Origin of the sequence: Sphingomonas olei (genome assembly GCF_045369765.1) — a bacterium.
In the GTDB taxonomy this organism is placed as follows: Bacteria; Pseudomonadota; Alphaproteobacteria; order Sphingomonadales; family Sphingomonadaceae; genus Sphingomonas; species Sphingomonas panaciterrae.
In genome coordinates this window covers 150,867-163,180 of sequence record NZ_JBIQEU010000003.1, presented here as the reverse complement: position 1 = coordinate 163,180, position 12,314 = coordinate 150,867, and the positions used below count along the sequence as shown (strand labels likewise).

12 protein-coding genes are annotated in these 12,314 nt (G+C 67.3%); 8 read left to right on the top strand and 4 right to left on the bottom strand.

Annotation, left to right across the window (positions count from 1 at the left end):
- The first annotated feature begins 72 nt into the window (after positions 1–72).
- Positions 73–513 (top strand): Lrp/AsnC family transcriptional regulator, encoded by a 441-nt coding sequence (locus tag ACH0BU_RS05250; protein ID WP_046411430.1) that lies wholly within the window; start codon positions 73–75, stop codon positions 511–513.
- Positions 514–531: 18 nt separating this feature from the next.
- Here ACH0BU_RS05250 and ACH0BU_RS05245 read toward each other — a convergent pair whose 3' ends face one another.
- Genes ACH0BU_RS05245 through ACH0BU_RS05235 form a run of 3 tightly spaced genes read right to left on the bottom strand, consistent with a single transcriptional unit; the run spans position 532 to position 3,320 of the window.
- Positions 532–1,173 (bottom strand): 3-oxoacid CoA-transferase subunit B, encoded by a 642-nt coding sequence (locus tag ACH0BU_RS05245; protein WP_296221668.1) that lies wholly within the window; start codon positions 1,171–1,173, stop codon positions 532–534.
- Positions 1,173–1,883 (bottom strand): 3-oxoacid CoA-transferase subunit A, encoded by a 711-nt coding sequence (locus tag ACH0BU_RS05240; protein WP_314470127.1) that lies wholly within the window; start codon positions 1,881–1,883, stop codon positions 1,173–1,175. Before ACH0BU_RS05240 ends, ACH0BU_RS05245 begins: the two co-directional genes overlap by 1 nt.
- Positions 1,884–1,892: 9 nt before the next feature.
- Positions 1,893–3,320, bottom strand: a complete 1,428-nt coding sequence (locus tag ACH0BU_RS05235) for an NAD-dependent succinate-semialdehyde dehydrogenase (RefSeq protein WP_296221661.1) — start codon at positions 3,318–3,320, stop codon at positions 1,893–1,895.
- A gap of 101 nt (positions 3,321–3,421) precedes the next feature.
- On the opposite strand from ACH0BU_RS05235, the gene ACH0BU_RS05230 reads away from it, so the two are divergent.
- The 5 genes from ACH0BU_RS05230 (at position 3,422) to ACH0BU_RS05210 (ending at position 8,933) form a co-directional block, all read left to right on the top strand.
- Complete coding sequence (locus tag ACH0BU_RS05230; protein WP_296221663.1) at positions 3,422–4,192, top strand: SDR family NAD(P)-dependent oxidoreductase; 771 nt, start codon at positions 3,422–3,424, stop codon at positions 4,190–4,192.
- A 1-nt stretch (position 4,193) separates the two neighbouring features.
- Positions 4,194–5,963 (top strand): FAD-dependent oxidoreductase, encoded by a 1,770-nt coding sequence (locus tag ACH0BU_RS05225; RefSeq protein WP_296221665.1) that lies wholly within the window; start codon positions 4,194–4,196, stop codon positions 5,961–5,963.
- A gap of 99 nt (positions 5,964–6,062) precedes the next feature.
- Complete coding sequence (locus ACH0BU_RS05220; RefSeq protein WP_500263847.1) at positions 6,063–7,520, top strand: ABC transporter substrate-binding protein/permease; 1,458 nt, start codon at positions 6,063–6,065, stop codon at positions 7,518–7,520.
- Positions 7,521–7,522: 2 nt separating this feature from the next.
- Positions 7,523–8,212: an amino acid ABC transporter permease gene (locus ACH0BU_RS05215; protein ID WP_046411442.1), complete on the top strand. Its 690-nt coding sequence runs from the start codon at positions 7,523–7,525 to the stop codon at positions 8,210–8,212.
- Positions 8,190–8,933: an amino acid ABC transporter ATP-binding protein gene (locus ACH0BU_RS05210; protein WP_046411444.1), complete on the top strand. Its 744-nt coding sequence runs from the start codon at positions 8,190–8,192 to the stop codon at positions 8,931–8,933. Before ACH0BU_RS05215 ends, ACH0BU_RS05210 begins: the two co-directional genes overlap by 23 nt.
- Here the strand turns inward: ACH0BU_RS05210 and ACH0BU_RS05205 are convergent.
- Positions 8,914–10,050, bottom strand: coding sequence for an NAD(P)/FAD-dependent oxidoreductase (locus tag ACH0BU_RS05205; RefSeq protein ID WP_296221057.1), 1,137 nt, complete (start codon positions 10,048–10,050; stop codon positions 8,914–8,916). The genes ACH0BU_RS05210 and ACH0BU_RS05205 overlap by 20 nt on opposite strands.
- A 142-nt stretch (positions 10,051–10,192) precedes the next feature.
- Here ACH0BU_RS05205 and ACH0BU_RS05200 point away from each other — a divergent pair, with 142 nt between their 5' ends.
- Together ACH0BU_RS05200 and ACH0BU_RS05195 are read left to right on the top strand one after the other, a co-directional pair.
- Complete coding sequence (locus ACH0BU_RS05200; protein ID WP_168770701.1) at positions 10,193–11,152, top strand: dihydrodipicolinate synthase family protein; 960 nt, start codon at positions 10,193–10,195, stop codon at positions 11,150–11,152.
- Positions 11,149–12,258, top strand: coding sequence for an NADH:flavin oxidoreductase/NADH oxidase (locus ACH0BU_RS05195; RefSeq protein ID WP_296221056.1), 1,110 nt, complete (start codon positions 11,149–11,151; stop codon positions 12,256–12,258). Before ACH0BU_RS05200 ends, ACH0BU_RS05195 begins: the two co-directional genes overlap by 4 nt.
- Positions 12,259–12,314 lie beyond the last annotated feature (56 nt).

Here is a 12,314-nt window from a genome sequence, read left to right as displayed (position 1 = left end):
TTCTGCGACGGATGTTGCGAAATATGGTGTTCATTAGCAAAAACCGCTCAATCTTCGAAGGATTCTGCAACCATGCTCGACGCGGTGGATCGTCGCATCCTGAACCAGTTGCGGCTCAACGCGCGGATCACGAATACGGCCCTCGCGCGGGAGGTCGGATTGTCGGAATCCGCTTGCCTTCGACGGCTGAAGATCATGGAGAAATCGGGCGTCATCCGCGGCTACACTGCCGTGGTCGCTGGCGTCGATACGGATGAGGGGACGGTCGCCATCGTCCAGGTCGAATTGCTGCGCCAGTCCGAGGAATATCTCTCCCGCTTCGAGGCCGCGATGCGCAAACATGCCCAGATTCGCGAATGGTACCTGCTCACCGGGATGGGCGATTACCTACTCCGCGTGCAGATCGCCGACATGGAGGATTATGCGACCTTCCACCGCGAAGTGCTCTCGCGGCTGCCGGGGGTCTCGCGCATCACGTCCAGTTTCGCGATGCGCAGCCACCGCAAGGCCTGAGGTCACGCGGCGCCTGGATCAGGCGACGGCAAGCTCGCGAAACGGCGCGCCGGTGCATGCGCGCACCTCGTCCCGCGTGACGCCGGGTGCCAGCTCAACCAGGGTCAGCCCCTCCTCACCGCATTGCATGACGCACCGGTCCGTGATCACCAGATCGACGCAGCGCGCGCCGGTCAGCGGCAGGGTGCAATTCTCCAGCACCTTCGGCTTCCCGTGCTTCGACACGTGATCCATCACCACGATCACGCGCTTCACGCCGGCCACCAGGTCCATCGCCCCGCCGACGCCCTTCACCATCGCGCCCGGTATCGTCCAGTTCGCGATGTCACCGCGCGCCGAGACTTCCATCGCCCCAAGGATGGTCAGGTCGATATGCCCGCCGCGAATCATCGCGAAGCTGTCGGCGGAGGAAAAGAAGCTTGATGTCGGCAGCAGGCTGATTGTCTGCTTGCCCGCATTGACCAGGTCGGGATCGACCTCATCCTCATAGGGGAATGGCCCCATGCCCAGCATGCCGTTTTCCGACTGAAGGATCACGTCGATCCCTGCCGGAATTTGATTGGCCACCAGCGTCGGAATGCCGATGCCCAGGTTGACGTAATCACCATCGCGCAATTCGCGCGCGGCACGCGCCGCCATTTCGTCGCGAGTCCAGGCCATCACGCCATCTCCCGGGGACGAGTCATCAGCTTCTCGATGCGCTTTTCGTTGATCGTGCACTGGACGATGCGGTCGACGTAGATGCCGGGCGTATGGACCAGATCGGGGTCGATGCTCCCGGCGGGCACGATCTCCTCCACCTCGACGACCGTGACCCGGGCTGCGGTCGCCATCTCGGGATTGAAGTTTCGCGCGGTGCGGCGGAACACCAGATTGCCCGCGGGGTCCGCCTTCCACGCCTTCACGATGGCAAGGTCTGCGCGCAGCCAAGTCTCGCGCACATAGTCCCGCCCCTCGAACGTCTCCGCCGGCTTGCCTTCGGCCAGCAGGGTGCCCGCCCCCGTTGCGGTGTAGAAGGCGGGGATGCCAGCCCCGCCCGCACGGATGCGCTCCGCCAACGTCCCTTGCGGCGTCAGCTCCAGCTCCAGCTCGCCCGACAGATATTGCTGCTCGAACAGCTTGTTGTCGCCAACATAGGACGCGATCATCTTCGTGATCTGCCGCGATCGCAGCAGCATCCACAGGCCGAAGTTGTTCGCGCCCGCGTTGTTCGAGATGACCGTCAGCCGCTGGACCCCGGAGGCCCTGATCTCGGGGATCAGGCTCTCCGGGTTGCCCGTCAGGCCGAAGCCGCCTGACATGATGGTCATGCCGTCGAACAGCACGCCCTCCAGCGCCGCTGCCGGGCTGTCGTAGATCTTGGAGCGCATCGCCGTGCCTCAGGCCTGGTGGATTGCCTTGACGTTCAGGAACGGCTCCAGCCCCTCGCGCCCGCCCTCGCTGCCGAAGCCGCTGTGCTTGACCCCGCCGAACGGCGAATCCGCGCCGCTGATGGCAAAGCTGTTGATGCCCACCATGCCTGCCTCGATCGCATCCGACACACGCGCGGCACGGCGTCCGTTCTCGGTAAACATGAACGATGCCAGGCCATACGGCAGGCGATTGGCGCTGCTGATCGCCTCTTCCTCGGTGTCAAACGGCTGGATCAGGGCGACCGGGCCGAACGGCTCGTTCGACATGATGTCCGCCTCCAGCGGCACGTCGGCCAGCACGGTCGGCTGATAGAAGAAGCCGCCATCGATCCGGCCGCCACCCGCCATCACCCGCGCGCCGCGAGACACGGCATCGTCAACCAGCGCCTCGATCGCATCCGGCCGGCGACCATGCGCCAGCGGCCCCATCTTGGTGTCGGGGTCCATGCCGTTGCCCACGGCAACGCCGCGCGTACGCGCCGCAAAGCCATTGGCGAACTTCTCGTAGATGCTGCGCTGGACGTAGAAGCGCGTCGGCGACACGCAGACCTGGCCCGCGTTGCGGAACTTCTGCGGCACGACCATGTCGAGCGTACGCTCCAGATCGCAATCGTCGAAGATCAGGACCGGCGCATGACCGCCCAATTCCATCGTCGTACGCTTCAGGTCCTCCGCCGCCAGCTTCATCAAATGACGTCCCACCGGCACCGATCCGGTGAAGCTCAGCGCGCGTACCACCGGCGATCCCAGGATGTGCCGGCTGACAAGATCCGGATCACCGAAGACGAGCTGCAGCACCTCGCCCGGCAGGCCGGCGTCGAGCAGGCAGCGGACGGCCGCGCTGGTGCAGCCGGGCGTCTCCTCGGGCGGCTTGGCCACGACCGAGCAGCCCGCCGCCAGCGCCGGTGCCAGCTTCTTGATCATCAGATAAACCGGGAAATTCCACGGCGTGAACGAGGCCACCGGGCCCACCGGCTGGCGAATCACGATCGAACGTGACCCCGCCGGGCGCATCAGCACCCGTCCGTCGATCCGCGTCGCTTCCGCCGCATAGAAATCGAGCAGTTCGGCGCTCGCACCCACTTCCCCGCGCGCCTCGCCGATCGGCTTGCCCTGTTCGGTGGTCAGCAGCGTGGCGATGGCGTCGACGCGCTCCCGCATCAGCGTTGCTGCCTTGCGCAGGACCGCGGCGCGCTGTGCAGGATCGGTGTTGCGCCAGGTGACGAAGCCGCGCGCCACCGAGTCCAGCGCGAGGTCGAGATCGGCCTTGGACGCAAGCGGAACCGCCGCAATCGCATCACCGCTGGCGGGGTTCAGCACCGGACGGGCATCCCGCCCCTCGCTACCCTGCCATGCGCCGTCCACGAACAACTGCAATTCAATATCGTAAGCCATAATCCTCCGCGCGGGACGATCGTTGCGCCCCGACTGTTGATGTTCGCATAGCGCCGGAAAGTTCGCTTTACGAGCAAAATTCGCGGCGATATGGCTCTACCATGACACAGGCACTCAGCGGAAAAACCATCCTTCTGACCGGCGCGTCGAAGGGCATCGGGGCAGCAACGGCACGTATTCTGCTGGAAGGGGGCGCGCACCTGATCGCCCATTATGGCAGCGACGAAGCCGGCGCGCGGCGGGCAGTCGACGGCTATCCCGAAGACCGCGTGACGCTGCTCTCCGCCAACCTCGGCGACCGCGCATCGACGCTGGCGTTGTGGGATGCGGCGCTTGCGTGGCGCGGGCGGATCGACGTGCTCGTCAACAATGCGGCGGTGATGCCGTTCAACGGCGCCTTCGATGGGCCGGATGAGGATTTCGAGGCGGCGTGGGACCAGTCGCTGGAGGTCAACGTGCGCGGGCCAGCGCGACTGATGCGCGGGGCCGTGAACCACTTCAAAGAGGCCGGAGGTGGTGCGATCGTCTCCATTTCGAGCTGGGCAGCGCAGCGCGGCGTCACCAATCCGGCCACCATCGCTTATGGTGCGTCGAAGGCGGCGGTGCGATCCGCCACCCAGTCGATCGCGCGTGCTTACGCCCGCGACAACATCCAGGCCTATATCATTGCGCCCGGCGTCGTCCGCACGCGATTGTCGGAGGAGTTCGCCGCCAGCCAGGGCGGCGAGGAAGCGGTCAACGCCACCTTAGCGAGCGGTGAATGGGTAACGCCGGAAGAGGTCGGCAATATCGTCGCATTCGTCGCCAGCGGCGCGGCGCGGCAGCTGTCGGGCGCGACGCTCGACGTGAACGGCGCGACGTACATCCGCTGACATGCGCATCACCCTGCCCGGAGCGGAACGCCGCGGCTCACCCTTCGCGCTGACCTTTGATGGGGAGACGATCGAGGCGTGGCCGGGCGAAAGCGTCGCCGCCGCACTGACCTCGGCGGGCAAGCGGGCGCTGCGGGAGGCGTCCACCGGCGCGCCGCGCGGCATGTGGTGTGGCATGGGGGTATGCGGCGAATGCCGGGTGGAGGTAGATGGGCAGGTCCGCCTTGCCTGCATGACACCGGCCCAGCCCGACCAGCAGATCAAGCAGGCGCCTGCCCGCGTCGTGGCAGGCGAAAAGACGATAATGCCCGCCCCCGGCGCGGCTACGGTGGAGACCCCCGACGTGCTGGTCGTCGGCGCTGGGCCGGCGGGTTTGTCCGCCGCGCGCATCGCGGCTGCCGCCGGCCTCGACGTCCTGATCGCCGACGAGCGCGCAATGGCGGGCGGGCAATATTTCAAGCAACCGGCCAGTGCCTTTGCGATCGATCCTGAGCGCAGCGATCGGCAGACCGCCGAGGGGCGGGCGCTCATCGGGCAGACACTGGCGGCCGGCGCGCGCCTGCTGCATGGGCGTACGATGTGGGCCGCCACGCGAGACGAGGCGGGGCAGCTGTCGATCAGCCTTTCCGGTGATGCAGGCGCGGTGGTGGTGCGACCGAAGCGGCTGGTGCTGGCGATGGGCGCCTATGAGCGGGCGTGGCCGGTGCCCGGCTGGACGCTGCCGGGCGTCATGACGGCGGGGGCGGCGCAGACGTTGCTGCGCGCCTATGCGACCGCGCCGGGGCGGCGCGTGCTGGTGGCGGGCAATGGCCCGCTCAACATTCAGGTTGCGCGCGAATTGCTGCGCGCAGGATGTGAGGTGGTGGCGCTGGTCGAGGCTGCACCGGCACCGGGGCCCAGACGCACGCTCGATGTGCTTCGCATGGCCAAGGCTGCACCAAGGCTGGTGATGGATGGCGCGGGGATGCTGGCTGCGCTGCGCCGGGCGAAGGTGCCGATGCTGTACGGCCATGTGGTGACCGGGATCGAGGGCTTCGACAAAGCGGAGAGGGTCACGGTCGCGAGGACCGATGCCGACGGTACGATCGTCCCCGGCAGCGAGCGGTCGTTCGAGGTTGATGCGGTGTGCCTGGGCTATGGCTTCCTGCCGCAAGCGGAGGCGGCGCGGGCGCTGGGATGCGCGACGGAGAGCAGCGCCGACGGCACGATCCGCGTCGTGCGCGACGATGCCGGGCACACCACGATCGAGGATGTTCAGGTGATCGGCGACGGCGGCGGGCTGGGCGGCGCGCGGATCGCGATGGCGCAGGGCGTGCTTGGCGGCGCGGCGCTGGTGGAGGCGCTGGGCGGGCGACCTGTTGCCGCCGCGGAGCGTGCGAAGGCGGTTCGCGAGTTGGGGCGGCATCGTGTGTTCCAGGATGCGCTGTGGCGCATCTACGCGCCCGTGGGGCTGCCGAATTTGCGGCCTGATGCGCTGCTGTGCCGGTGTGAAAGCGTGCCTGTTTCGGCCGTGGATTCGCTGCTGGCGGCCGGTCTGCGGGATATTTCGGCCATCAAGCGCGCAACCCGCGCGGGCATGGGCGCGTGCGGGGGAAGATATTGCGCCGCCGTGATCGAAGCGCGCCTGAAAGCGGCCGGCGAGGGCAACGTGGCCACCGCGCTGCCGGGCTTTGCGCCGCGCGCCCCGTTCAAGCCGACGACGATCGATCAGATCGTCGCTACCGCAACGAATGGTCGCATAAAGAACGAGAGTTCGACAGAAGAACATTGACTGGCCGGAGGGTCATTGTCATTCGACGCAGCGGGGAGGGCTGCCGTGCTGCGCCTGTGCTGGATGTTATCGTTTCTGATTGCTGTGGTGGCAGGCGGGATGGCGCATGCGCGCACGCTGGAGGATGTCCGCCAATCGGGTGAGATCCGCGTCGGGGTGAACCCCAATTTCCCGCCGATGAGCAGCTATGGCGACGACAACCGCCTCGCCGGGTTCGACGTGGATGTGGCGCGGCGCATCGCCGACGCGCTGGGCGTCAAGCTGACGCTGGTGCCGACCGAGGCGGCGCAGCGGGTCCCGTTCCTGGTGTCGGGGCGCATCGACATGTCGATGGGCGCGCTGACGATCACGCCGGAACGCCAGGCGCTGATCGATTTCACCATTCCGCTCCATTCGGAAGCGATGGGCGTCATCACCACCGATCGCGTGAAGGCCGACCGTTGGGAGGATCTGAACCGCCGCGACATCACGCTGGTCAACATGCGCGGCAACCAGTCGGTCAGCGTGCTGCAGGAAAAGCTGCCCCTGCCCCGCCGCCTGCTGGTCGACGGCAACGCCGACACGATCCGCGCGATCGCGCAGGGGCGCGCCGACGCGCTGATCGAGAACACCGATTTCTTCCTGGGCTTCACGCGCAACTATCCCGAGGTCAAATGGCGCGTCCTGCCCGACCCGATCTTCGCCGCCTGGTGCGGAATTGGCGTCGCCAAGGGCAATGCCACCCTTCAGGCCGAACTCGACCGCGTGCTCCATGCGCTGCACAAGGACGGCAGCATCGCCGCCATGTGGCGCAACCATTATGCCGCGGACATGAGCGTGCCGGTGGGCGAGGAGCAGATCGCGCCCGCGCTGCGCGATCGTCCCGCCGCCACGCAGGCGGAGAGCAGCGGCTACGCCTTCGATTTCAGCGGGGTGATCGGCCAGATCCCCTACCTGCTGGGCGGCGCGGCGATATCGCTGCAGATCGCGTTCCTCGCCTTCATCATCGGCGCCTCGATCGGCCTCGGCGGCGCGATGGCGCTGCTTTATGCGGCAGGGCCGGTTCGCAGCTTCGTCAGCGGCTATGTGACGCTATTCACCAACACGCCTGCGCTGGTGCAGATCTTCCTCATTTATTACGCGCTGCCGGACGCGGGGATCAAACTGGGCTCGTTCACTGCGGTGGTCATTGGCCTGACGCTTAACGCCGGCGCCTATCTGACCGAGATCATCCGCGCGGGCGTCGCATCGGTGCGGCCGGCGGAACTCGAGGCGGCGAGCGTCCTTGGTCTCAACCGCCGCGACGTGATGACTCATGTCATCGTGCCGCACGTGTTGCGCACGGTGTACCGCCCGCTGGCCAATTTCTTCATCGTGCTCGTGCTCGGCAGCTCGATGGCGGCGCTGTTCGGCGTCGAGGAACTGACCGGCCGCGCGATCAACGTCAGCACCGCCAGCCTGCGCACGATCGAGACGTTCGCCGTCGCTGGCCTCATCTACATCGCCCTGACCCTGATCGCCTCCGCGGCGCTGGCATGGTTCGGGCGCACCTTCTTCCGCGTCCGCACGGGGGCCTGACCATGATCGAGTCCATCGTTGAAAGCGCGCCGCGCTTCTTCACGCCGGGGGTCGCGCTGTTCCTGCTCGGCGCGCTGTGGCGCACGATCGTGATGACGGCGATCGGCTGCTCGCTCGGCTTTGCGTTCGGCATGGGACTGGCCGTCCTGCGGCGCACCCGCGCGCCGGCGCTGGCGCCGCTGCGGTTCGCCGCGATGCTGGTCGTCGAGACGTTCCGCCGCCTGCCCTTCCTGGTGCTGCTGATCCTGTCGCTGTTCGCCACGCAGATCATCGCGCCGGAGCTGTCGCTGCTCGGCATCGCGACGGTGGCGATCACGCTTTACGCCACCGCCTATCTGTCGGAGATCATCCGCGCCGGCCTCGATTCCGTGCCGCGCACGCAGGTGGAGGGCGCCGAGGCGCTCAACTTCAACGCCTGGCAGGTGTTCTGGCTGGTGGTCCTGCCGCAGAGCTGGCGCATCATCCTGCCGCCCGCGACCGCCTTCATCGTCATGTTCATCAAGGACACTTCGCTCGCCTCGCACCTAGGCGTCGTGGAGCTGACCTTTTCGGGCAAGATCCTGGTGAACCGCGGCTTCCCGCCGACTTTGGGCTTCGGCGCAGTCCTGATCCTCTATTTCCTTCTGTCTTGGCCGCTCGGCCTGCTCGCCAAGCGCCTGGAGAACCGCCTTGCACCATCTCGACGTCCGTGACCTTGAAGCCAGCTATGCCGGCAACCCTGTCCTGCGCGGCGTTACCCTGTCCGCCGACAAGGGCGAGGTCGTCAGCCTGATCGGCCCGTCAGGATCGGGCAAGAGCACGCTGCTGCGTGTCCTGATCGGCCTGACGCCGCCGACGGCGGGGGCGGTCTGTATCGGTGGCACCGCGGTCGATTATGCCGACAAGCGCAGCCTGCGTGCGCTGCGCAGCCGAATGTCGATCGTGTTCCAGCAGTTCAACCTGTTCCAGAACATGACCGCGCGCGCCAATGTCGCGATCGCGCCGGTGAAGGTGCACGGCGTGCCCAAGCGCGAGGCGGAGGAGCGCGCAATGGCGCTGCTGGAGAAGGTCGGCCTGGGGCACAAGGGCGACAGCTATCCCGATCAGCTGTCGGGTGGCCAGCAGCAGCGGGTGGCGATCGCCCGGGCGCTGGCGGTCGAGCCGGAGATCCTGCTGCTCGACGAAGTGACCTCAGCGCTTGATCCCGAGCGTGTCGGCGAAGTGCTGGACACGGTCCGCGCACTGGCGGGGGACGGCATCACCATGCTGCTGGTCAGCCACGAAATGGCGTTCGTGCGCGAAATATCGACCCGCGTGGTGATGATGGATGCCGGGCAGGTGGTGGAGACCGGGACATCGGCGGAGATCTTCACCGCCGCGAAGATGGAGCGGACGCGTGCCTTTGTCGGCGCCGTCATCCGGCACGCGGCCTGAAGGCGTCGAAGGGCGCCGCCATCGGGGGCGCCTTGCCCTGCACCATGCTGGCGATCGCGCGCGCCGCCGCCGGGCCGCCGGTGAAGCCCATCCACGGCACATAGTTCAGGAACACGCCGGGCGCGCCGGGCAGCTCGCCCAGGATCGGCAGCCAGTCATCGGTGCCGTTGACGAAGGCCGCCCAGCTGCGCACCAGTTTCAGCCCGCCGATCGCCGGCACCGCAGCGCGGGCGAGCGACAGGTTCTGCGCCAGGTTTTCGATATCGACCACCGGCCGCCCCTCCGCGTCGAGCCGCGCCGACCAGCCGCCGCCGATCAGGATGCTGCCCGCGCGCGTCTGCTTCATGGTGAGCTTTTCGCCAGCACTGTAAACGAGATGCTTGATCAGCGGCGCGGCCGGCTCGGTCACGCTCACCTGGATCGGGAAGGCCTGAACGCCCAGCGTCACGCCCAGCGACTGCGTCAGCGCGCCGCTGGCCGAGCCGGCGGCGATCACGATCCGATCGGCGGTGTAGCGGCCAGTGTCGGTGGTGACGGTATAGGCCCCCGCCTCGCGCCGGAGCGCCGCTGGGCCGCTGTAGCTGGCGATCTGCGCGCCCGCCGCCTGCGCGGCGCGGGCGAAGGCGGGGGCGACCAACATCGGATTGGCCTTCCCCTCGATCGGGCAAAGCGCGCCGCCGATCAGCGATTCGGAAAGATAGGGTGCGTGTTCGCGCAGCGAACGGCTGTCGAGCAGTTCCATCGGCAGCCCGGCGGCCCGCTCAACCTGCGCCTTGGCCGCGATCTCCGCCATCTCCGCCTCGGTCGCGCCGACCAGCAGGCCGCCGCCGAAGCCGATTTCGAGATCGGTGCCAAGCTCCGCCTCCAGCGTGCGCCAGATGTCGAGCGACGCCATGTAGAAGGGGATCGCTTGCGCATAGTTCTGCGCCCATTCCGGGCCGAGATTGCGGAAGGGATCGTGCGGGATCTGGGCGTGAAGGCTCCCGGCATTGGCGCTGCTCGCCAGGCCGCTGAGCCCCGCCTGTTCGACCAGCGTCACGGCAACGCCATCACGCGCCAGATAATAGGCCGTCGCACATCCGGCGATCCCGCCGCCGACCACGATCACCTCGTCCACGCGCATGCTCCCGTTATTAACCAACACCGTAACGTTCCCATCTTGCCACTGCAAAGTTGGGCGCTATGGTTACAAGTGTTCGCTTATCGCATCGCATGGCAAAAGCATATCCGTCATGCGTCCCCAGACAGAAAGCAGGTTCATGAAGAAATTCCGCGGTAGCTACACCGTCGCGGTCACGCCGTTCTCGACCGATGGCGCCACCGTCGATGTGGGCGCGCTTCGCTCCTTCCTCGACTGGCAGATCGACTGCGGCGTGCCCGGCATCATCATGCTGGGCACCACGGGCGAGTTCCTGACCATCAGCCGCGAGGAACGCCGCACGATCGTCGAGGAGACGGTGAAGCATGTCGATGGCCGCATGGACGTGCTGGTCGGCACGATGGATGCCTATACGCCCAACGCCGTCGCGCACAGCGCAGAGGCGCAGGCGCTGGGCGCCGATGGCCTGATGATCATCCCGCCTTATTATTACACGCCGACCGACGACGAGATCTTCGCCTATTATCGCGCCATCTGCGACGCGGTCACCGTGCCGATCATGGTGTACAACAATCCGGTGACGTCGAACCGCGACATGAGCGCGGCGCTGATCGCCAGGCTGACGAACGCGTTCGAGCAGGTCCGCTACATCAAGGAGGCAAGCATGGACGTCGCCCGGGTGTACGACATCGTCGAGGAAACCGGCGGGGTGATGAACGTGTTCGCCGGCGAGCGTCCGGTGGAAAGCTTCCTGCTAGGCGCGGTCGGCTATGTGAACCCTTACGGCAACTACCTGCCCTATTCGACGACACGGATGTGGGAGCTGCTGGAGGAAGGGCGCGTGCGCGATGCCGCCGCGATCCAGCATCTGGTGCACCGCGCCGATCGCATCATCGCGGAGGGCCACCCGACCTATGGCCATCAATGCTATTCCAAGGCGCTGGCCGCTGCGGTCGGCCATCCGGTCGGCGATGTGCGCCAGCCGCTGACGACCTTCGCCAGCCTGGGGGATGAGGGCAAGCAGAAGCTGGCCGCGATCCTCGCGATCTTCGAGGAGATCGACGCGCTGATGAAGGACATTGACGCGCGCAAGACCGACACCGTCGGGACCGCCGCGTGAGCGAGACGCCCGTCCTCTTCACGCCCTTTGCGTGCCGGGGCGTGGCGTTCCGCAACCGCATCATCCTGTCGCCGATGTGCCAATATGTCGCGCAGGACGGGCACGTCACCGACTGGCACCGTGCCCACCATGCGCGGCTCGCGCTGGGGGGCGTGGGCGGCGCGCTGGTCGAGGCGACGGGCGTCACGGCGGACGGGCGCATCACGCCCGGGTGCCTTGGCATCTGGTCCGACGATCATGTCGCCGGACTGTCGACGATCACGAAGCTGTACCACGATCATGGTGCCGCGGTCGGCATCCAGTTGGCCCATGCCGGTCGCAAGGCGAGCGCAGAGGTGCCGTGGGACGGGGCGCAGCCGATCGAACCGGCGGACCCGCGCGCGTGGCAGAGGGTAGCGCCGAGCGCGCTGCCGTTCCTCGACGGCTGGCCGACGCCCCATGCGCTGAGCGAGGATGAGATTTCGGGCGTCATCGATGCGTTCGCTGCCGCTGCGCAGCGCGCCGTCGCTGCGGGCTTCGATTTCGTCGAGGTGCATGGCGCGCACGGCTATCTGATCCACAGCTTCGTCTCGCCGCTGAGCAACCAGCGGAGCGACAGCTGGGGCGGCGACGAGGCGGGGCGGTTCCGGCTGCCGCTGGAGATCGTGCGGCGGCTGCGCGCCGAGCTGCCCGAAGGCATGCCGATCTTCTATCGCCTGTCGCTGTTCGACGGCGTCGACGGCGGGCTGACGGTGGATGACATGGTGCGGCTGGCGGCGGCGCTGCGTGCGGCGGGGGTCGACGTGGTCGACTGTTCGTCGGGCGGCGTACGCGGCAGCTCGGGCGTGGCCGATGCCGCCCCCTCCCCCGGCTATCTCGTACCCCATGCCGCGCGCATCCGTGCCGAAGGCGGCGTCGCGAGCATGGCGGTGGGGCTGATCGTCACGCCCGAAATTGCCGAACAGGCGATCGCATCGGGCAGTGCCGATCTGGTCGCGATCGGGCGCGAATTGCTGGCCGACAGCAACTTTGCCTATCGCGCCGCGGCCGAGCTGGGAATGGAGCGGCCCAATGCGGTGTTCCCGCGTAACTACGCCTTCTTCCTGGAGCGCCGGCGGTATCGCTGAGCTCGCTTAACCGACAAGGAAACGCCCGCGTCGCCCCTGGCAGCGCGGGCGTCTTC

What these genes read in the sequence shown, in the direction of transcription:
- ACH0BU_RS05235 (WP_296221661.1), bottom strand. Translation starts at nt 3,320, where the DNA reads ATGGCTTACGATATTGAATTGCAGTTGTTCGTGGACGGCGCATGGCAG.
- ACH0BU_RS05225 (WP_296221665.1), top strand. Translation starts at nt 4,194, where the DNA reads ATGCGCATCACCCTGCCCGGAGCGGAACGCCGCGGCTCACCCTTCGCG.
- ACH0BU_RS05200 (WP_168770701.1), top strand. Translation starts at nt 10,193, where the DNA reads ATGAAGAAATTCCGCGGTAGCTACACCGTCGCGGTCACGCCGTTCTCG.
- ACH0BU_RS05230 (WP_296221663.1), top strand. Translation starts at nt 3,422, where the DNA reads ATGACACAGGCACTCAGCGGAAAAACCATCCTTCTGACCGGCGCGTCG.
- ACH0BU_RS05215 (WP_046411442.1), top strand. Translation starts at nt 7,523, where the DNA reads ATGATCGAGTCCATCGTTGAAAGCGCGCCGCGCTTCTTCACGCCGGGG.
- ACH0BU_RS05220 (WP_500263847.1), top strand. Translation starts at nt 6,063, where the DNA reads ATGGCGCATGCGCGCACGCTGGAGGATGTCCGCCAATCGGGTGAGATC.
- ACH0BU_RS05240 (WP_314470127.1), bottom strand. Translation starts at nt 1,883, where the DNA reads ATGCGCTCCAAGATCTACGACAGCCCGGCAGCGGCGCTGGAGGGCGTG.
- ACH0BU_RS05245 (WP_296221668.1), bottom strand. Translation starts at nt 1,173, where the DNA reads ATGGCCTGGACTCGCGACGAAATGGCGGCGCGTGCCGCGCGCGAATTG.
- ACH0BU_RS05250 (WP_046411430.1), top strand. Translation starts at nt 73, where the DNA reads ATGCTCGACGCGGTGGATCGTCGCATCCTGAACCAGTTGCGGCTCAAC.